This is a genomic window from Desnuesiella massiliensis (assembly GCF_001403615.1).
In the GTDB taxonomy this organism is placed as follows: Bacteria; Bacillota; Clostridia; order Clostridiales; family Clostridiaceae; genus Desnuesiella; species Desnuesiella massiliensis.
Genome location: NZ_LN879457.1, coordinates 1497161 through 1516687, shown reverse-complemented (window position 1 = coordinate 1516687; position 19527 = coordinate 1497161). Strand labels below are relative to the sequence as shown.

Genomic DNA, 19527 nt, shown 5'->3' with positions numbered 1-19527 from the left:
AATTATTAATTTAGTATGTAATACAGGTAAAGGTAAAAATACTAAGTCAGGTTATGTATTTTAAAATAATAAACTTATATGATTTTGAATAAAAAACTAAAAAATAAAATAATACATCTTTAATTGTTGAAAACTCCCAAGATTTTAAAAAATCTTGGGAGTTTTCAATAGATTCTATATATTTTTGTTAGTTGTGTAGCAGTATTTAAAAACTAAGTTGATATAATTAGATAAACATAAAAAACTTAACAATCAAGAATATAACATAGAGAAAATGAAACAGAATGATAGAGTAGATGAAGTCAAAATTGGCAATCTTTATATATATAATTTAGTTAAATTATACATATAAAATAGTTAATTAGGTTGCTAATCAAGAGATTAGTTGCTTTTTCTTTTATGAAACATAAAAAAGTTTAATAAAGTAAGGAGACATTTATTATGAAAATAGGATTAAGGGCAGGGCATAGCCCAAATTGCTTAGGTGCTGTAGGGCTAAGAAATGAACATAAAAGCATGATGGAATTTTTCGCTTATGTTAGAGAGGTATTTGAAAATTATAATCATACCGTAATTGATTGTAATAGTAATGCCAATAGCCCAAATACAGAACTATATGAGGGAGTAGTAAAGGCAAATAATGCTGGGGTAGATTTATTTATAAGTTTGCACATGAATAGCTGCAACGGTCAAGCTTTTGGAACTGAAGCTCTAACTTATGGAGAGGATAGCAGAGCTAATAGCTATGCTAAAAATTTACTGATTAATTTTAGCAAATTAGGATTTTTCAATAGAGGGTTAAAGTTTCAACCAACATACTTTGAAATGAAGAATGTTAAAGCTCCTAACATTATATTTGAAGTATGTTTTTGTGATAGCAAAAAAGATATTGATATATGGTCTAAGCTAACCTGGGAACAACTAGCCTATGCTTTTGGTAATTCCATAGATTCTAACATTCCTTTTAATCCCTCGAAAGAAGCGAATAAGGTTTAATAAGATAGAATAGAAAGTATATTCTATAGAGTTTTAGTTTAGCAGTAATAAAAAAGAAAAAGTACATTTAAAATTATAAAAGAAGCAAAAAAGATTTTAGAAAGACTTTTATAACAATCTTCATTGAAGTTTAAAGTTACAGCTGCAATTTTTCTTGCTGACGCTGTTTCAAAGGTTGCTTTTGCACAACATAAAGATAGAATTTATAGTTGGTTAATTTCTTTTGGTAACTATGGAGGAATTAGTCACAGATTAGAATTATCGTATAAAATGTATAGTGTAGGACAAATTCAAGGTGGTTCAACAACTAGAAGCTATATGGAACATGAATATACAGTAAGAATTAAAAATATTTCCACAGGTGAAACTGTATGCACTCTTACTGATTATATTTATAGCTAGTTGAAAAAAATTACCTATTAATGGTAAAATGCCATTGATAGGGGGTTTTTTATGAAAATTAAAAAAATTAGAATAGTAGTAATGCTTATTATAATACTACTTATTACCTTTAAGTTTATAGAACAAGGTATATTTTATATAAAACTAAATAGCAAAATATTTGCGAAAGTAATTACTACAAATACTATGATTAAATCTTATAATAATCTTTGTACTGACTTTGATATATTACCTATAAAGAATAAAAATGTATTTAAAGCTGCTTCTAATGCATATGGTCTAGATTTAGGTAATAGAAAAACTATATTTATTGATAAAGATAATATAATGTACCGAAACATGAAATATAATGAAGAAGATTTAAGATACGAGCAACTATTTGATTTAATTATTATAGAAATATTAAATCAAATGAACATTAAGATTGAAAAAGACACATTAAATAATGTAAGTTTGAAAGCTAAAGCAGATATTTCAAAATCTTATGAAATAAATTTAGATAATTTAAAATACCATGTTTGGTATTCAGAGGAATCTATTGTAAAAATACTTAAGTTTAAATAAATCAATATGCAATATGTACTAAAACCCATAGACAAAATTGTCTATGGGTTTTAATTCTATTAAATTGAATTATTATATGAAAGCATAATTTTATTAAAAGCTTTATTTTTCGTTTTATTTACAGCTTGTCTAGAAATTTTATATAATTTTGATATTTCAGCATCACTGTAACCCTTTATATATTTTAATATTAATACATCTTTTTCTTTTTTAGTGAGATATTGAAATAAATCACTAATGTATAATTTATCATCGATTGAATTATTATAAAAAAAATTATTAGCTATATCCAGGTTAAGCTCTACCTCATTTTTTTCTATACTTACTTTTTTCTTAGATAAATGTATATATTTATTTTTTATCGCTTTGCTTATATAAGATACTACATATTCATCCTTAATAAAAATCTTGTTATCAATAGGAAATTTATAAATAAGCTCTATGAAAAATAAAATTAAATCTGATTTTGCGTCTTCATAAATAAGTAATCTAGAATACTTATTTATTAGAGGACTAAATGCATCAATAAGTTCTAATAGTATATTTTTATGACCATTTTTACATAAAGTTATAGATTCACATAAATTTTTCATATTAACCCTCCGTATAAACACCATTTTTATATTAAAAATAAAAAAATGTAATAATGTAAACCAAAAAATAAAGATAATGGAAATTAAGATGTTAATATGAAAATATGTATAAAAATTTAATATTTGTTGCAAATCTTGAAAAAGTATGTTTTTTAAAAAAATCGGGTTATATTAAAATGATCCTTTGAAACCTCTCAAAACATGCTGTATTTTTGAAAGATAATAAGGTGTTTTTTTCTGGAGCTTCAATAAGATTTAAAATATAGATTTAATTCATGTATGCTGAAGGGAAAAAATTTTCTAAGATTTGAATATTAATTCATGAAGGGTATATTTAAACAAGACAACGTTATGCATATTAAATTCTTAGATGGATTAATGAGAGATAGTCATATCTTTTCGGTAAATCAAGAGAAGTTTATTAAAAAAAGCAAATAGACATAGTGATTCTATATATGTCGGTATTAGATGCTAGAGATATAAATATATGATTGATATAAGCATTTTTCTTAACTGTGTTAAGAAAAAAATATAAAGCTTATCCTGATATTCAGAATAAGCTTTATATTTATAGTTCTTATTTTAATAGTTTTCTTACTAGTTTTACTTTATCCCCATAGGGTGGAAAAATTATATTAATACTAAAAGCTGTGGTTTTCTTCATAATACTTTTTTTATGGGAAAACACATCAAAACTAGCTTTGCCATGATAAGAGCCTAAGCCGGAATTACCAACTCCTCCAAAAGGAATATAGGGAGAAGCTACGTGGGATATAGTGTCATTTACACAGCCTCCGCCAAAGGAAGTGCTTTTAAGTACTAATGCTTCAATGCTTCTATCTTCTGTAAAAACATATAGTGCTAAGGGCTTTGGTCTTTTATTAATTATGGATATGGCTTCATCAATATGCTCATATTCTAATATAGGTAAAATAGGTCCGAAAAGCTCATCCTCCATAGAGCCATCCTGCCAGTTAGCATCATTTATTATAGTGGGAGAAATATACAAGTCTTCTTTATCATAATCGCCGCCAAAGATTATTTTACTCTTATCCTTTTCTAATACATTGATAAGTCTATTTAATTGCCTTTCGTTCACTATTCTGCAGAAATCAGGGCTTTTAGAAGGATTTTCTCCAAAAAATTGCCTTATAGTATAGGTTAATTTTTTAATAAAATCTTCTTTTACAGCTTTATGCACTAACAAGTAGTCAGGTGCTACACAGGTTTGACCTGCATTCATGAATTTTCCCCAAGCTATTCTTTTAGCTGCAATATCTAGATTGGCGGTTTTATCTACAATAGTAGGGCTTTTTCCGCCTAATTCCAAGGTAATAGGAGTAAGATTTTTGCTAGCCGCCTCCATTACTATCTTTCCTACGGGCACGCTGCCCGTAAAGAAAATATAGTCAAAAGGTGAATTTATTAATGCAGAGGTAGTTTCCTTCTCTCCTTCTACCACTGTTATATATTTTTCATCAAAGGCCTCACTGATTATTTTTTTTACTATCTTAACCACATTAGGCGTACTTTCTGAAGGCTTTAATACTGCACAGTTTCCTGCGGCTATAGCCCCTATTAAGGGCTCAATAAGAAGTTGAAAAGGATAGTTAAAAGGACCTATAATAAGCACCGATCCATAAGGTTCGGGGTAAATATAACTTTTTGCTCCAAACTGATGGATGGGAGTTTTAGCTCTTTTTACCTTTGACCAAGACTTCAAGTGCTTCATCACATAACCTATGCTATCTAAAGAATATCCAACTTCTGTGGAATAAGCCTCAAATTCTGATTTTCTTAAGTCTTTGTATAGAGCCTCCAAAATGGCTTTTTCATTTTTCTTTATAGAATCCTTCAGCTTAGAAAGCTGCTTTAATCTAAAGGCTATATCCTTAGTTTCATTAGTAAAGAAATATTGTTTTTGTTTGTCTATAATGCTTTTGACCTGATCTTTGTTTATGATGATATTTGATTCACCCATAATTTTAACACCTCTATAATGATTTAATGTCACAGAACATTTCTATATCCTTAATCAAATCCTTTAAATTAACTAAAGGAGTCTTTAGTGTTAAGTAATAATAGTTTTCGGTACCTTTTCTATTTACAGCTATAAGACCAGCGTTTTTTAGAAGCTTTAGATGATGGGATACAGCAGGTCTTGAAAGAGGGAGGCTTTCCGTTATATTTAATACATTTAAGCCTTCAGGCTCTCTGCTCAGCATCATTACTATCTTTTGACGGTTTTCATCTGCCAGCACTGTAAATATTGGTATGCATTGTTTAAGTTTAAATAAAACTATATCTTCATCTATCATGTATACACTCCTTAAAAGTATATAGGTTTAAATGTTTAATCCTTTAATCTAATAATATAATAATTATTATTATTTGTAAATTAAAAAGAAGCAAAGGTATTGTTTCTTTGAATAAATTATAGGAGGATGTGAAAAACATAGGTGTTCTTTTTCACGGGCCGCTCGTGGGGCTCTACGCGCGGGGTAGTGAAACCTATAGAACACCTTTTTTCACAGCCTCCTATAGGTTAACATAAGTTACATTATTTCCACACCAATTTAGAAATTTCTCAAAGTCATCATAAGTTATGGTGATAGTAGCTGTATTTATATTAGGATGAAAGCTTATGTATTCAGAGTGTATTAAATCATTATCTATTAAAACTCTTACATGCTTTTCACTATCGTTGATTAATCCAAAAGGAGTAACAGAACCTGGGGTTAAGTTTAAATATTTGTATAATCTTTCTTCAGAAGCAAAGCTTAAGGGAGTACTACCTATTTGAGAAGAAAGAGCCTTCAAATCTGCAGTCTTAGATTCTTCTAGTATAACAAGATAGTGTTGATTTCCCTTTCGGTTGCGGATAAAAAGATTTTTACAATGGGCGCCTTTCATATCTATAGCTAGTTCATTAGCTTCTTCTATTGTAAATATAGCGTTGTGCTCATACTTTTCAAAGCCAATATCTAGTTTTTCCAAAATATCATATACTCTTTTTTCCTCAACTTTCATAGCTGTTAATCTCCTTTTTTAACTTGGAATGGAGATTTAAAGAGATTATTCCAAGTACTACTAAACATAAGGACAATAATATGTAAATAGTGAATTTTTCTCCCGGTACAAATATAGCGGAGAGTACGGCACCGGATACAGGGATCATAAATCTATATAAGCTTATCTCTCCAGCCTTATTGTGCTTTAATAAAGCAAACCATAGTGAGAAAGCCACAGCAGAAAGAAAAGCTGAGTAAATTAAAAGACCTGTAGCCATAGGCGTAAAATTCATGGTACTTTGAGACATTTTAGGAATCCCGTATAGCAGAAGCATTAAAGAACCTAAAAACATCTGCCAGGCTGTAATTATAAAAGGATGCATCTTCTGTCCGAAGTTCTTTACAAATATGGAGCAAAAGGCTCCCATTAAAGAACTTAAAATTAACAAACCTTCCCCTAGAAAGGAAAAGCCTGAACCAAATTTTTGTCCCCAGTTGGCAAGGATGATACCTGCAAAGCCTGTAGTTAGGCCAATGAGTTTTTTAAGATCAATTTTATCATTAGAGTAAAACATGCTAGCTACGATTACAGTAAAGAAGGTCTCTAAAGCACCTATAATTGATGCTTTTAATCCAGTAGTATTTGCTACTCCATTATAAAATAAAAAGTAGTATAGTGCTGTTTGAAATAACCCTAACATAGTCATGTTAAACAAGTCTTTCCTACTAAGCTTTAGAGATAATTTCATTGCAAATTTAATAAATAAAAACAGCAGTATAGAAGCTAAGAAAAACCTCATGCCTGCTAATACAATTCGAGCACCCATATCATTTTGAGCTATATTCATTTCGGTATAGCTTATTTTTAGAACAGGAAAGGCGCTGCCCCACAATACACAGCTTATTAGGGAAATAATGATTTTGTAGGGATTCTCAGAAAAAAGCTTTTTACTTTCCATAATAAACACCTCATTTCCAAATGAAAAGTACTACTATATAATAACTTAATAATATTTGCTTGTCTAATATTTGCACTTCTTTTCTTAATAAATTCTTAATAAATACCTAAAAGTTTTTGTAATAATTAATTTATAAAATAGAATTAGTATAAGAGCTTTAATGAGCCGCCTTGCAAAAATCTATTAATTAATCTTATAATTTAAGGGATATTAATTAAAAGGGGACGAGAATAGTGAATGATTTTAAGGTATTAGTAGTAGATGATGAAAAGGAAATAAGAGATGCTATTGAAATATATCTTCGCGGAGAAGGTATTCAGGTCATAAAATGCAAGGATGGTATAGAAGCTTTAGAAAAATTAGAAGAGGAAGAGATACATCTTATGATATTAGATATAATGATGCCTAGACTTGATGGCATAAGAACCTGCATGAAGATAAGAGAAAAGAGGAATATACCTATAATAATGCTCTCAGCTAAAAGTGAGGATTCAGATAAAATTTTAGGGTTAAACATAGGAGCAGATGACTATATAACCAAGCCCTTCAATCCCTTGGAGCTTATAGCAAGAGTAAAATCTCAATTAAGAAGATATATGAATTTTGGAAATTATGTAGTACAGGAAGATGAGATAAACATAAACGGGCTAGTTATAAGTAAAAGCTCTAAACAGGTCTTTGTAGATGGTGAAGAAATTAAGGTAACGCCTATAGAGTTTAATATACTGCTTCTCCTGGCGGAAAACCCAGGAAGAGTTTATTCCATAGAACAGATCTATGAAAATGTCTGGAATGAACCCTTTTATAAGAGCGAGAACACTGTGGCAGTACATATTAGAAGGATAAGAGAAAAAATTGAAATAAATCCTAAGGAGCCAAAGTACATAAAGGTGGTGTGGGGCATTGGATATAAAATCGAAAAGTGATATAGATATAAAAGATTTAAAAGAAAAAGGCAGCAAATATTTACATATTATAAAAGATATATTTTATAGATTCTTCAATTTTATACTAGTAGCTTTTATAATATCTTCTGTTTTTGCTTATAATAACAAATTAAATATATCTATGTATGAGCAAGATAAGAGCTATGCTAAAGATCAAGTTAGTTTAGAATATTTCCCGGAAAATTGGATTGCTAATTATGCAACAGTAGCCAATGTAGACATTTACAGGGAAACCGAGTATTTGAGTAAATTAAAAGAGCTTCCACAAGAGCAATTAGATGTACTAGGAAAATCTCTAGGTAATAAGTATGTAAAGTATTTAATTTATGATGTAAAAACTAATAAGTATTTGACTAACGATAGATATGATTCAGTAGAGCAATGTATTATAAATAAAAACGATGGAAATAGAAAGCCAAATGATATTGAAGAAATACAGAATCGAGTAGCAAATAGAACTATTATAAGTGGATTTAGTTACGTAAGTTACTCTAAAAACTCCTTGGCGGTAAAGAATTTTAGTGATCATCTAAATTATATTAAAACTCCTAATGATTTTATTGAACTATATTGGATATCAGGCTACTCCAGTGATGATTTAGTAAAGAGGGGATTAGCTGAAGAACGAAAATTTGTAGATTGGCCTAGGATAGAGCGTGATAATGAACAGATATCTAAAGCAAAAGTATTTTTAAATATATACTTTCTAATAGGGATTATTTTTATAGCACTATTTGTAATTACGGGACCTAAAAAACTCATATTAAAGCTAAAGGATAATATAGTAGTTAAAATAGTAAAAACTATTGCAGGACTTTTTGCAGTAGTATCCCTAGGAATTAAGTTCGTAATTTTTTTAGCATTTACTATAGCAGCTTTTATAAATAGCTATATATTTATTCAGCGAGGATATTTCTATGATTTATATTATAATTTTCATTTGTGGAGCCTTTTATATGCTATTATACCTAGCTTATATGTCATATTTGTCTTACCAAAAGCAGTTAAGTTTATAAACAGAATAAATAGTATGATTATAGGTACCACCAAGATTGTAGAGGGAGATTTAGACATCAGCATAGAGGAAAAAGGAGAAAAGAATTTAGCTAAGCTAGCTCACAACATAAACAAAATAAAAACAGGCTTTAAGGTATCTGTTGATGAACAGATAAAGAATGAAAGATTGAAAAGTGAGCTAGTAACCAATGTGTCCCATGATTTGAAGACTCCTCTAACCTCGATAATCAATTATATAGACATACTTCAACGTAAAAATATAACTGAAGAGGAAAAAGAGGACTATTTAAAGATTCTTAACACTAAGAGCCATAGACTAAAGCTGTTAATCGATGACTTGTTTGAGGTATCTAAAATGAATAGTGGCAAGGTGGATTTGGAAAAAGAAGAAGTAGACATAGTAGAACTGTTGCATCAGGCATTAGGTGAGTTTTCCAATCTCTATCAGCATAAGAATATAATGTTTAAGGTCAATAGTTTTAAGGATAGCATAATTATGAATTTAGACGGTAAAAAGATTTCCAGAGTGTTTGAAAATTTGATATCCAATGCCTTAAAGTATTCTATGGAGAATACTAGAGTTTATATAGATATTAAAGAAAATGATAATGGGATAAATCTATCCTTTAAAAATATTTCTGCCTATGAAATAGACTTTGAAACTGCGGAGCTCTTTGAGAGGTTTAAAAGAGCTGATGAATCAAGAACTTCCTCTGTAGAAGGCTCAGGTCTAGGGCTTGCTATAGCAAGAAGCATCATAGACTTGCATGGAGGCAGTATGAGCATAGAAGTAGAGGGAGATTTATTTAAGGTGTTCATTAATTTAAAGTAGAAGAGGCGAATATAAAGGTGGTGCAAGGTGTTGGATGAGAAAACAAAAAATACTGTAAAGACTTTAAATAAAAAAGCTAATAAATACTTAGAGGTTGCAAAGAATATATTTTATAAATTTTTTAACTTCATACTTATAGCCTTTGTAATATATTCTCTTACAGCTTCTTCTAAAAATCGGGAGATTACTTATTACGAAGATAATATTAAGCATGCTACAAATCAGGTAAGATATAGATACAATACTGATGAATGGATAAGAAATTATGCTACTAATGTAAATGTGGATATATATAAGGAAACGGATTATTTAAAAAAAATTAAGCAGCTGCCCCAAGAGGAATTGAATAATTTAGGAGATTCTTTAGGAAATAAAATTGTACAATATGTAATTTATGATTTTAAATCAGGAAAGTATTTAACTAACAATAGAACTATGAAAGATATAATTAGTGGTTATAAGGACAGGAATGAAGAGATATCAAAGGATATCATAGAAAATGAGGCCATTAATCTTACTCCCATAGATAAATTCTATTACATGAGCTATACAAGAAATTCTTTAGCGGTGGATAACTTTAATAATCATTTAAATTATATAACATCGCCTAATGATTTCTATGAGGTTTATTGGCTTTCTAGATCTCCGGATAATGAGCTCACCAAAGTAGGATTAGCTACTGAAACTTATTTTACTGATTGGGAGCAGGTAAACAACAATCAAAAACAAATAGAAAATAATAAGAAATTTATAACATATTATTATATGGCTTCTATATTATTTATAATTATGATTTTGGTTACGGGACCTAAGAAGCTTATAGAAAAGCTAAAGAACAATATTATTTCTAAATCTTTGAGGGCTATAGCTGGGTTATTTAGCATAGTAGGCTTAGGGATAAAATTTATAATATATACAATACTTACCTTGATTACGGCTGTTAATATATATATGGTAATAAATACGCGGTGGGTCATTTATGATATATATTATAATTTTCAGCTATGGAATATTTTATGGTTTATTCTTCCCGCATTATATCTTATAATTATTTTGCCTAAGGCAGTTAAGTTCATAAACAGAATAAACAGTATAATCATAGGTAGTAGCAAGATAGTAGAAGGAGATTTAGAAATCAGCTTAGAGGAAAAAGGAGAAAAGAACTTAGCTAAGCTAGCTTACAACATAAACAAAATAAAAACAGGTTTTAAAGTATCTATTGATGAGCAGATAAAAAATGAAAGATTAAAAAGTGAGTTAGTGACTAATGTATCTCATGATTTGAAGACGCCTCTAACCTCCATAATCAATTATATAGATATACTTCAGAGAAAAGATATAACTGAAGAGGAAAAAGAGGATTATCTAAAGATTCTTAATACCAAGAGTCATAGGCTAAAGCTGTTAATCGATGATTTGTTTGAAGTATCCAAGATGAATAGCGGTAAGGTGGAGCTGGAAAAGGAAGAAGTGGATATAGTAGAGCTATTGCAGCAAGCTTTAGGTGAGTTTTCTAATCTTTATCAACATAAAAATATAATATTCAAGGTCAATAGCTTTAAAGACAGTATAATTATGAACTTAGATGGCAAAAAGATTTCAAGAGTATTTGAAAATTTGATATCCAATGCTTTAAAATACTCTATGGAGAATACCAGAGTTTATATAGACATTAAAGAAAGCGATAACGGGATAAACCTATCCTTTAAAAACATCTCTGCCTATGAAATAGATTTTGAAACTGCAGAGCTCTTTGAAAGATTTAAAAGAGCTGATGAATCAAGAACCTCCTCTGTAGAAGGCTCAGGCCTAGGGCTTGCTATAGCAAGAAGCATCATAGACTTGCATGGAGGCAGCATGAATATAGAGGTAGAGGGAGATTTGTTTAAGGTATTTATTGAGCTAAAATATCAATAAAATTCTTTGCCGAAAACAACTTATTATAATATAATAATAGAAAAGGCTATAAAGGAGAATCAGAAGTAATGATAAGCATCCTCATCACTAATCTTAACTAAGTATGTTAACTGCATATTTGTAAAATTTCAATTGACTTTAATAAAGGTTTATTTGTGATACAATAATTGAAATTTTACTAGTTAGGATAGGGATGATATATAATTCTATATATGTTACAAAGGTTCAATTAAATTTGATTAGAATAATACAAGAACTTTGTTGTAATATATGTGTATTAATAGATTAGCAAAAGCTAGGGCTATTAGTGGATTATTTTTCACTAATAGCTTTTTATTTATTTGGAGGAGATTTTATGAAAAAAATATATACTTTGTGGATGCTTATAATTACTCAAGGATTATCTTTAATAGGGAGCAGAATGACTTCTATGGCGTTAGCTCTTTGGATATTTAAAAATACCGGGAATACCACTTATTTACTATTAGTACCTTTCTTTAATGAAATACCCATGATGCTTTTTGGAGGTATAGCAGGTATTTTTGTGGATCGATGGAGCAGAAAAAAGGCTATGATCCTTGGAGATTTTGGACAATTTCTAGGCAGCTTGATTCTTTTGATTACGCTGGCTTTAGGCGGATTCAGGATTAGCATTTTATATTTTGTGGTTTTTATGCAAGGCTTTTTCTCTATGTTTCAAGGTCCAGCAGCGGATGCAGCGACCACTATGCTTACACCTAAAGAATATAGAGAGAAGATAAATGGAGTAAAACAGATGATATTCCCCTTAGCAGGCATTATGGCGCCGGCTTTTACAGGTTTTTTATATCCCTTAGTTGGTTTAGTGGGGATAATCGTAATTGATATGATGACTTTTTTAATTTCTGTAGCAGTATTATTTAAGATTAGTATTCCTGATCCGGCAAAGGAAGAGCAGGAAGAAGGTAAACAGGAAGGTTTCTTGGAAGAGTTTAAGATTGGATTAAAGTATTTAGTAAATCAAAAGGGATTAATGAGTCTAATATTATATTACAGCTTTATTAATTTTCTTTTAAATGGCCCTCTGGACCTTGTTATAGCTTATTCCACTAGATTGTTTAATGAAGATTTATTTACTTCTATGCTTATGAGTGTAATGAGTATTGGTGCTTTTTCAGGAGCACTGCTATTATCTCTTTGGGGAGGCACTAAGACTAGAATTCATACTATAATGATAGGTATGCTGATAACTGGAGGATTCCTAATAATTTTTGGTATAACTAGAGCAAAGGTGTTATTGTTTATAGCACTGTTTATATTAATGATGCCTTTGCCTATTACTGGAGCTTTAATAACGTCTATAGTGCAGGTGAAGATTCCACCCTACATGCAAGGGAGGGTATTTGCGTTGATGTCTCAGCTTTCCTTCGTAGCAACCCCAGTATCTTTTTTTATTACAGGTCCTATAGTAGATAAGATTCTCGAACCTAATGTAGGAAAAGGCTGGTGGAAGGTATTAGAGCCTATGTTTGGAGTCCAACCTGGAGCGGGTATGGGATTTTTACTCTCTTTTACAGGATTAATTATAATAACAGCTACCATCATAGCTTATTCAAACCCAAGAGTAAGAAGGCTTGAAAAGGAAACTAAGGATTATGAAATATAAAATAGCTTGATAATTATTATTTTTTAGTATTAAATATATAGTAAATACTAAAAGTAAGGGGTGATTCCTTGAAAAAATATATAATAACAGGTGCTGCTACAGGATTAGGCTTTGAGCTAGCAAAGCTTTATGGCAAAGAAGGCATGATAATCCTGGTGGGACGAAGAAAAGAGGAGCTTTTAAAGGCTGCAAAAGAATTAAATTCCATGGGAATTGAAGCTAAGGCTATTTCTTGCGATATAAGTAATTATGACGAGGTATTAAAACTAAAAGATGAGATTAAAAAAGATTATGGAAGTATTGATTACTTAATAAATAATGCAGGCGTAGGATGCTTTGGAGCCCTTGGTGAATTAAGTAAGACTGATATAGATAAGGCGATAGATATTAATGTAAAAGGTACAATTTATATTACTCAGATGCTTTTGCCCTTTGTTAAAGAGAGAATTTTAAATATTATTTCTACAGCAGGTTTAAGGGGAAAGGTCAATGAAACGGTGTATTGTGCTAGCAAATTTGCGGTAAGAGGCTTTACGGAGGCACTTCAAAAGGAGTCTCAGGGCAAGGAATTTAAAGTTACAGGAGTATATATGGGAGGTATGAATACACCTTTTTGGGACACCTCAAGCCATGTGAAGGATAAAAGCAGGTTAAAGAGTCCTTATGATATAGCTAAAGTCATTAAAGAATATGATGATGGAAGAGAAGAGATTATTATTGAAAGTTAAATATGAGGTGACAAAATGGAGATTCAATTTATAAATTATTCAAAATGCGGTACTTGTAGAAAAGCTAAAAAGTGGCTAGAGAACAATAATATCAACTTCATTGATAGGCCTATAGTAGAGCAAAAGCCTAATAAGGAAGAGCTTCAACACTGGATAGAAAGCAGTGGCTTGCCTATAGCAAAGTTTTTTAATACCAGCGGCAGGCTTTATAAGGAGATGAATCTAAAGGATAAGGTGAAGATCTCATCTGAAGAAGAATTACTAGAGCTGCTAGCTTCTGATGGCATGCTGGTAAAAAGACCTATACTAGTAAAAGATAATGAGATTTTAGTGGGCTTTAAGGAAGAACAGTGGGAAGAAAAACTAAAATAGATCAAAATAAGCGTACTGCTAACTTTAGCAGTACGCTTATCTTATAATTTAAGTATAAAATTAGTTATAGCATATATTCCATAGAATAAAGCATTATCATCAGCACAGAAATTAGGAGAATGAAGATTATATATACCTTCTTTTCCATTGCTTATACCTAATCTAAAATGCACGGAAGGTACCTCTTTAGCAAAGAAAGCAAAGTCTTCCCCACCAAAGGTCTTCACAAGGGGTAGAATAGCTTCTTCACCCAAAATCTCTTTTGTGCATTCTATGAATTTAGCGGTAAAATTTTTGTCGCTGATTAAAGGTTCATATTCAAAGTTGTATTTTATCTCGGCACTACAGCCATACTTCTCAGCAGTTAGATTGGAGGTTTCCTTTATGATCTTACATATAGTATTTCTAAGCTCATTGTCAAAGGTTCTTACAGTGCCAGACATGATAACTTCATCAGGTATTACATTGGATGCCTTTCCGCCATTTATAGTAGAAAAAGTAACTACATGAGAATTTAATGGGTCTATTTCTGCTTTACATATTTTTGTAACAGAATCTATTATCTCAATGGCAGGGAATATAGGGTTTTTGCATAGATGAGGCATAGCGGCATGACCGCCTTTGCCTTTTATTGTTATATAAAAGTCATCTATAGAAGCCATGGAAGCACCATCTGTAATTGCTATAGAGCCTACAGGTACATCAGGCCAAACATGAAAACCTATCATGTTTTTAACCTTAGGAGTTTCAAGTACGCCCTCTTTAATCATAGGTATTGCGCCACCCTCTGCTTCTTCAGCAGGCTGGAATATAAATTTTACGCACTTGTCATAGCCAATTTCCTTCAATACTAAGGCGCAGCCTAAGGCTACTGCCATATGATAATCATGACCGCAAGCATGGAATACTCCATTTACAGGCAATGCATCCATATCCGCCCTTATTGCAATGCATTCTTCTCCTTCATTTAGAACTCCTACTACTCCAGTATTGGCGCATTTAAAATTATAAATTGAAGCTCTATTTAGTATATCCATTACTATACCTTGAGTTTTAAACTCCTGATAAGATAGTTCCGCATTTTCGTTTAATAATTTTCTAATTTCTTTTATCTCATCTATTTTTGAATTTATTAATTGTTTTAAATCCATTCTTTGTCATCGCATCCTTTCTGTATCATTAATATATAGGAGGATGTGAAAAAAGGTGTTCTATAAGGTTTCCCTATACCGCGCGTGGAGCCCCACCAGCGGCCTGTGAAAAGAACACCTATGGTTTTCACATCCTCCTATAGGGTTCTAAGTCCTATTATCTGTAAGTATATGAGCACTGCAGACAATAGAAGTTGAAACCCTATGCTTAACTTTTTAGTTAAGTAGAGATGGGAATAATAATGGAGGAGTAATTAATATTATTTGAAGAATAAGCAATACTACTAATACTCTTAATATCCATTTAGCCCATTTATCATATGGAATTTTAGCAAGTCCTAAAGTTGCCATAAGAGTTCCAGAGGTTGGGAAAATTAAATCTGTAAATCCATTACCAAATTGGTATATTAAAATGGTAGTTTCTCTATTTATACCTACTAGCTCTCCTAAAGGATACATTATAGGAATAGTTAGGGCTGCCTGACCTGTACCAGAGCCTACAAAGAAGTTAATTATAGATTGAACAAAAAGCATAGCATAGCCAGAAAGAAGCCTTGGAAGAGGCTCTATAACTTTTGCTAAGCTATATAGTATAGTATCCATTATTTTAGCATCATTGCATAGTATTACTATAGCGTTAGCTAAACCTACCACCATAGCGGCACCTATGAGGTCTTTAGCTCCGGTAATAAAGGTCTCAGCAATATCGTTAGCTGACAATTTTCCTACAAAACCAGAAACTACTCCGATGGCTAGGAAAACAGCGGCTATTTCACCTATATACCATTCATACTTTAAAACTCCATATATGATTAATGCCATACCAGCTAAAAGAACAAGTAGAATCATTTTATGGGTGAAGGTAAAATCTAAATCCATATTTTTATCTAAATTTAGTTCTTCTTTTCTCTTTAAGTCATGTTCATACAAAATGCTGCTTTTAGGGTTCTTCTTTACCTTTTTTGCATAGTACATAAGATATACTATAGAAGCGATGGTAAAGATTATCCACACTATAGTTCTATAGGTAATACCAGCCTTGATAGGAGTTTCCGCTATTCCCTTGGCGATACCTACAGTGAAAGGGTTAAGCATAGCGCTAGAAAAACCTACGGTTGCGCCCATGAAAGACATTGCCATTCCAGTCATAGAATCATAGCCTAGGGCTAAAGCCAAGGGTACAAATATAGCTGCAAAGGGTATTGTTTCCTCAGCCATGCCTATTACTGCTCCACCTAAAGAGAACAGAGATATAACAATAGGAATTAAAAGGATCTCTCTACCATTTAGAGCTTTAACAACTCGCATGATGCCAGAATTTATCGCGTTAGTTTTTTGAATTATAGCAAAGGCTCCACCTACTATTAGTATAAAGCCTGCGACATCAGCTTTAGCAGCAAAACCTTTAAGCGGTGCCATCAGCATGTCTCCTACATTTCTTGGAGCGCTATCTACATAGTTAAAAGAATCAGCTACAACTATAGTTCTACCTTGAGCATTTTTAGCCCTTTGATATTCTCCACCAGAAATAAGCCAAGTAGCAATAGTAACAATAATAAGAATACTAAATATGATTACAAAAGTATGAGGAACAGTAAAACTTTTTTTCTTAGTATCGGCAGACATATAAAAAACCCCCTTCAATAATTTAAATCTATTATTGCATAATCATGCAGAATGTACAATAATAGATTACAAAAAATATATATAATTTATAAATGCTTGTAAGATAAAGTATTTACTAAGTAAATAAAATAAAAGATACGACCTAAAAATATAAAGTCGCATCTTTCAAATGCATATTTATGCATGAAAATTATATGCTATTTTTTTGCTTTATCTAAAGCTCTTTGAACAGCTATTTTCCAGTTCTTTGTGCTGGTGGTAGCTCCACTTATTGTATCTACATCGGGGCTTTGTTTTTCTAACATTTTATTGGACATATCCATCCTATATTGCTTCAAGTTAGGATAAACCTTTCCACTTTCATCTTTTTGTCCTTGCCATTTTTCATAGTCTACTTCTTTTCCGCTGGTATCAAGACGTTTTAAAATGATTGAGGTGATTTTGCTATCCTTTATTTCTACTACAGCTTCTTCCTGACCATTTTGCCATTTATCTCCTTGAGCTGTATAACTTCCATCTTTATATTTTATAGCAGACGTTTCCTTTTTTACATCTTCCTTTGGAGTAGTTTTTGGAGTACAGGCACCTAAAGGCATTAGTAGTAATAAGGTTAATAAAAGATAAATTAACTTTTTCATGTTTTACCTCCTAATAATTTAGAACCATAGTCTTTAAAAGTAATTAAAAACTATTTATCTATAATAATACTATTAGTTATGAACAATTTAGCATTGATTTATACTTCCTTTCATAGATAATAGTAAATTTTGCAAAAGGAATAGGTGGTTTTTACTAAAATACTAAGTAAAATATAGTAAAAATGCGCAAAAGAAACGTTGACATTTTACTAAAAGTTATATATTCTATATATAGAAGTTTTAACCATAATCACAACCTTAAGAAAATGAATTGGGACGCAATAGTTATGGACAAGAACAATTGCCACCATACAAGCTTCAGTTAACTAATTTTAGCTTCGATTTAACCTTATCAGCTTTTGCAAGAGGAGAAATAGGTGAAGTTGAACTAAGCAAGGCATTATTAAAATATACTTTCTTGAGGAGGGATAGATTTGAATTTTGATATTAGTAAAATACCTTTTAGCAGATTTGGATCCTACTTTGCTGTTTCTTGTAATGATGCGGATAAAGAGATTTATATAAGAGACGTACATGGTGGAGATGAGTCGCCAAGTGAATTGTTTAAATTAGAGCTCATGGAGGGGGAAGCTCCTCAGAGCTTCTCCATAGAAGCAAATGAAACAAAATTAACCATTTATGCTGCTGAGGATAAAGAAAGGTATATTGAGATATGCCTTCCGGATTATGAAGTGATGAGAATAAGGACAAAACATTGTGGCATGAGGCTTACAATGAAAAAGAAGAAGTATGATAATGTAATGCCCTATGAGAACAATAGATTAGAGTTTCATAACTATTTCAAGGAAATAAAGCTTATGTTAACAAAGCTTAAAGGAGAACTGTCTCTAGACGCACCTTGGGATGTCATAGGTAATACTCATGTAATAATGGACTTTAGTGGAGAGGAAACAGATATTGCTTTAGAGAGCTACAAAACTGTTTGGAAAGCTAAAGAATATAAGAGCTTTGAAGAGTCACATCATAAGGTTGAAAATGAGTATAAGCATTGGAAGAACAAGGTTTTAGAAGTGCCAAAGGACTATGAAAAAAGTAGAGACCTAGCTTCCTATATAACATGGTCCTCCGTGGTTAAGGCAGAGGGTATTCTTTCAAGTCCAGCCATGTATATGTCTAAAAATTGGATGTATAATATTTGGAGCTGGGATAATTGCTTTAACGCTATGGCATTAAGTGAGAATAATCCAGAGCTTGCCTTGAGTCAACTCATGATCTTTATAGAGCATCAAGATGAAAGCGGGGTTTATGCAGATTTTATCAATGATAAATACATATCCTTTAGTTGTTGTAAACCTCCTATCCATGGTTGGGCCTTTAAGTATATGCAAAGTAAAAATGAATATTTTCAGAAAAAAGAAATAGTAGAGAAGGTTTATTCATCTTTATGCCGAAATACAGAATATTGGTTAAAATATAGAAGATACAATGAAGAAGAGCTACCTTTCTATAAACATGGCAATGACTCCGGTTGGGATAACGCCTCCGTATTCCATAAAGGAATACCTGTAGCAGCACCAGATTTAAGTGCTCATTTGGTCAAGCAAATGTATATTTTATCTGAACTAGCGGATAATCTAGGGAAGGATGCAGAAGCTAGGCTATGGGAGGAAGAGGCAGAAGAGCTTAAAGAAAGGTTTATTAAAGAACTTTGGAAGAAGGAGAAATTTACAGCTATAAAAGTGGACAGTAAAGAGTATATAGAGGATGGAAAAAGCTTAATTCTCATGATGCCTATAGTTTTGGGAAACAGACTTCCAGAACATATTAAGAGTAAGCTTTTAGAAGAACTTAAGAAAGAGGGACAATACCTAAGTCCCTATGGCCTTGCTACAGAAGCCATGGATAGTAAGTATTATAAAGAAAATGGCTATTGGCTTGGACCTATATGGGCACCTGTGATGATGCTGGTAGTAGATTCCTTAAAGAATTGCGGAGAAGAAGAGTTTGCAAAAGAGCTAGCAAAACGTTTCTGTAATGCTACTTTAATGGGAGGCATGGCGGAAAACTTTGATCCTCTAACAGGAAGAGGCTTGGTAGATCCAGCATTTACTTGGACTTCTAGTGTATTTTTAATGCTAGCTAATGAATATTTAAAATGAAGGATGATA

18 protein-coding genes are annotated in these 19527 nt (G+C 31.5%); 10 read left to right on the top strand and 8 right to left on the bottom strand.

Annotation, left to right across the window (positions count from 1 at the left end):
• Positions 1 to 441: 441 nt before the first annotated feature.
• Together BN2665_RS25045 and BN2665_RS25040 are read left to right on the top strand one after the other, a co-directional pair.
• Positions 442 to 996 carry an N-acetylmuramoyl-L-alanine amidase gene (locus BN2665_RS25045; protein WP_074042404.1) on the top strand — a complete coding sequence of 185 codons (555 nt, stop codon included), beginning with the start codon at positions 442 to 444 and terminating at the stop codon, positions 994 to 996.
• Between the two features lie 453 nt (positions 997 to 1449).
• Positions 1450 to 1962: a hypothetical protein gene (locus BN2665_RS25040; RefSeq protein WP_055669805.1), complete on the top strand. Its 513-nt coding sequence runs from the start codon at positions 1450 to 1452 to the stop codon at positions 1960 to 1962.
• Positions 1963 to 2021: 59 nt separating this feature from the next.
• Here the strand turns inward: BN2665_RS25040 and BN2665_RS25035 are convergent, their stop codons facing one another.
• The 5 genes from BN2665_RS25035 to BN2665_RS25015 form a co-directional block, all read right to left on the bottom strand.
• Positions 2022 to 2555 (bottom strand): sigma-70 family RNA polymerase sigma factor, encoded by a 534-nt coding sequence (locus BN2665_RS25035; RefSeq protein ID WP_055669804.1) that lies wholly within the window; start codon positions 2553 to 2555, stop codon positions 2022 to 2024.
• Positions 2556 to 3132: 577 nt separating this feature from the next.
• Complete coding sequence (locus tag BN2665_RS25030; protein ID WP_055669803.1) at positions 3133 to 4536, bottom strand: aldehyde dehydrogenase; 1404 nt, start codon at positions 4534 to 4536, stop codon at positions 3133 to 3135.
• Between the two features lie 13 nt (positions 4537 to 4549).
• Positions 4550 to 4873: an ArsR/SmtB family transcription factor gene (locus tag BN2665_RS25025; RefSeq protein WP_055669802.1), complete on the bottom strand. Its 324-nt coding sequence runs from the start codon at positions 4871 to 4873 to the stop codon at positions 4550 to 4552.
• Between the two features lie 220 nt (positions 4874 to 5093).
• Positions 5094 to 5585, bottom strand: a complete 492-nt coding sequence (locus BN2665_RS25020) for a prolyl-tRNA synthetase associated domain-containing protein (protein ID WP_055669801.1) — start codon at positions 5583 to 5585, stop codon at positions 5094 to 5096.
• Positions 5575 to 6525 (bottom strand): DMT family transporter, encoded by a 951-nt coding sequence (locus BN2665_RS25015; protein WP_055669800.1) that lies wholly within the window; start codon positions 6523 to 6525, stop codon positions 5575 to 5577. The genes BN2665_RS25020 and BN2665_RS25015 overlap by 11 nt, the downstream gene beginning before the upstream one ends.
• A gap of 233 nt (positions 6526 to 6758) precedes the next feature.
• Here BN2665_RS25015 and BN2665_RS25010 point away from each other — a divergent pair, with 233 nt between their 5' ends.
• The 6 genes from BN2665_RS25010 to BN2665_RS24985 all read left to right on the top strand — a co-directional run bounded on the left by BN2665_RS25010 (position 6759) and on the right by BN2665_RS24985 (position 13983).
• On the top strand, positions 6759 to 7451 hold the full coding sequence (locus BN2665_RS25010; RefSeq protein WP_055669799.1) for a response regulator transcription factor: 693 nt from the start codon (positions 6759 to 6761) through the stop codon (positions 7449 to 7451).
• A complete protein-coding gene (locus tag BN2665_RS27435; protein ID WP_055669798.1) occupies positions 7429 to 9321 on the top strand; it encodes a sensor histidine kinase in 1893 nt (630 codons plus the stop codon). The genes BN2665_RS25010 and BN2665_RS27435 overlap by 23 nt, the downstream gene beginning before the upstream one ends.
• Before the next feature lie 30 nt (positions 9322 to 9351).
• Positions 9352 to 11238 carry a sensor histidine kinase gene (locus tag BN2665_RS26590; RefSeq protein ID WP_242866016.1) on the top strand — a complete coding sequence of 629 codons (1887 nt, stop codon included), beginning with the start codon at positions 9352 to 9354 and terminating at the stop codon, positions 11236 to 11238.
• A gap of 355 nt (positions 11239 to 11593) precedes the next feature.
• Complete coding sequence (locus tag BN2665_RS24995; RefSeq protein ID WP_055669796.1) at positions 11594 to 12883, top strand: MFS transporter; 1290 nt, start codon at positions 11594 to 11596, stop codon at positions 12881 to 12883.
• A 68-nt stretch (positions 12884 to 12951) separates the two neighbouring features.
• The gene (locus BN2665_RS24990; protein WP_055669795.1) at positions 12952 to 13611 is read left to right on the top strand and encodes an SDR family NAD(P)-dependent oxidoreductase; all 660 of its coding nucleotides are present in this window, start codon (positions 12952 to 12954) and stop codon (positions 13609 to 13611) included.
• A gap of 15 nt (positions 13612 to 13626) precedes the next feature.
• Positions 13627 to 13983 carry an arsenate reductase family protein gene (locus tag BN2665_RS24985; protein ID WP_055669794.1) on the top strand — a complete coding sequence of 119 codons (357 nt, stop codon included), beginning with the start codon at positions 13627 to 13629 and terminating at the stop codon, positions 13981 to 13983.
• Between the two features lie 41 nt (positions 13984 to 14024).
• Here the strand turns inward: BN2665_RS24985 and BN2665_RS24980 are convergent, their stop codons facing one another.
• From BN2665_RS24980 to BN2665_RS24970, 3 genes are all read right to left on the bottom strand, one after another.
• Entirely contained in the window at positions 14025 to 15134 is a 1110-nt protein-coding gene (locus tag BN2665_RS24980; protein WP_055669793.1) for a M20 metallopeptidase family protein, read from the bottom strand.
• Positions 15135 to 15350: 216 nt separating this feature from the next.
• Positions 15351 to 16760 (bottom strand): YfcC family protein, encoded by a 1410-nt coding sequence (locus BN2665_RS24975; RefSeq protein ID WP_055669792.1) that lies wholly within the window; start codon positions 16758 to 16760, stop codon positions 15351 to 15353.
• 197 nt (positions 16761 to 16957) lie between these two features.
• Complete coding sequence (locus BN2665_RS24970; protein ID WP_055669791.1) at positions 16958 to 17398, bottom strand: FMN-binding protein; 441 nt, start codon at positions 17396 to 17398, stop codon at positions 16958 to 16960.
• A gap of 271 nt (positions 17399 to 17669) precedes the next feature.
• Here BN2665_RS24970 and BN2665_RS27215 point away from each other — a divergent pair, with 271 nt between their 5' ends.
• Together BN2665_RS27215 and BN2665_RS24965 are read left to right on the top strand one after the other, a co-directional pair.
• Positions 17670 to 17843, top strand: a complete 174-nt coding sequence (locus BN2665_RS27215; protein ID WP_154675029.1) for a hypothetical protein — start codon at positions 17670 to 17672, stop codon at positions 17841 to 17843.
• Positions 17833 to 19518 carry an amylo-alpha-1,6-glucosidase gene (locus BN2665_RS24965; RefSeq protein ID WP_074042403.1) on the top strand — a complete coding sequence of 562 codons (1686 nt, stop codon included), beginning with the start codon at positions 17833 to 17835 and terminating at the stop codon, positions 19516 to 19518. The genes BN2665_RS27215 and BN2665_RS24965 overlap by 11 nt, the downstream gene beginning before the upstream one ends.
• Positions 19519 to 19527: the final 9 nt, after the last annotated feature.

Bases quoted from the DNA above. Each gene is read 5' to 3' on its own strand.
- BN2665_RS25045 (WP_074042404.1), top strand. From the start codon at position 442: ATGAAAATAGGATTAAGGGCAGGGCATAGCCCAAATTGCTTAGGTGCT.
- BN2665_RS25040 (WP_055669805.1), top strand. From the start codon at position 1,450: ATGAAAATTAAAAAAATTAGAATAGTAGTAATGCTTATTATAATACTA.
- BN2665_RS25035 (WP_055669804.1), bottom strand. From the start codon at position 2,555: ATGAAAAATTTATGTGAATCTATAACTTTATGTAAAAATGGTCATAAA.
- BN2665_RS25030 (WP_055669803.1), bottom strand. From the start codon at position 4,536: ATGGGTGAATCAAATATCATCATAAACAAAGATCAGGTCAAAAGCATT.
- BN2665_RS25025 (WP_055669802.1), bottom strand. From the start codon at position 4,873: ATGATAGATGAAGATATAGTTTTATTTAAACTTAAACAATGCATACCA.
- BN2665_RS25020 (WP_055669801.1), bottom strand. From the start codon at position 5,585: ATGAAAGTTGAGGAAAAAAGAGTATATGATATTTTGGAAAAACTAGAT.
- BN2665_RS25015 (WP_055669800.1), bottom strand. From the start codon at position 6,525: ATGGAAAGTAAAAAGCTTTTTTCTGAGAATCCCTACAAAATCATTATT.
- BN2665_RS24995 (WP_055669796.1), top strand. From the start codon at position 11,594: ATGAAAAAAATATATACTTTGTGGATGCTTATAATTACTCAAGGATTA.
- BN2665_RS24985 (WP_055669794.1), top strand. From the start codon at position 13,627: ATGGAGATTCAATTTATAAATTATTCAAAATGCGGTACTTGTAGAAAA.
- BN2665_RS24980 (WP_055669793.1), bottom strand. From the start codon at position 15,134: ATGGATTTAAAACAATTAATAAATTCAAAAATAGATGAGATAAAAGAA.
- BN2665_RS24975 (WP_055669792.1), bottom strand. From the start codon at position 16,760: ATGTCTGCCGATACTAAGAAAAAAAGTTTTACTGTTCCTCATACTTTT.
- BN2665_RS24970 (WP_055669791.1), bottom strand. From the start codon at position 17,398: ATGAAAAAGTTAATTTATCTTTTATTAACCTTATTACTACTAATGCCT.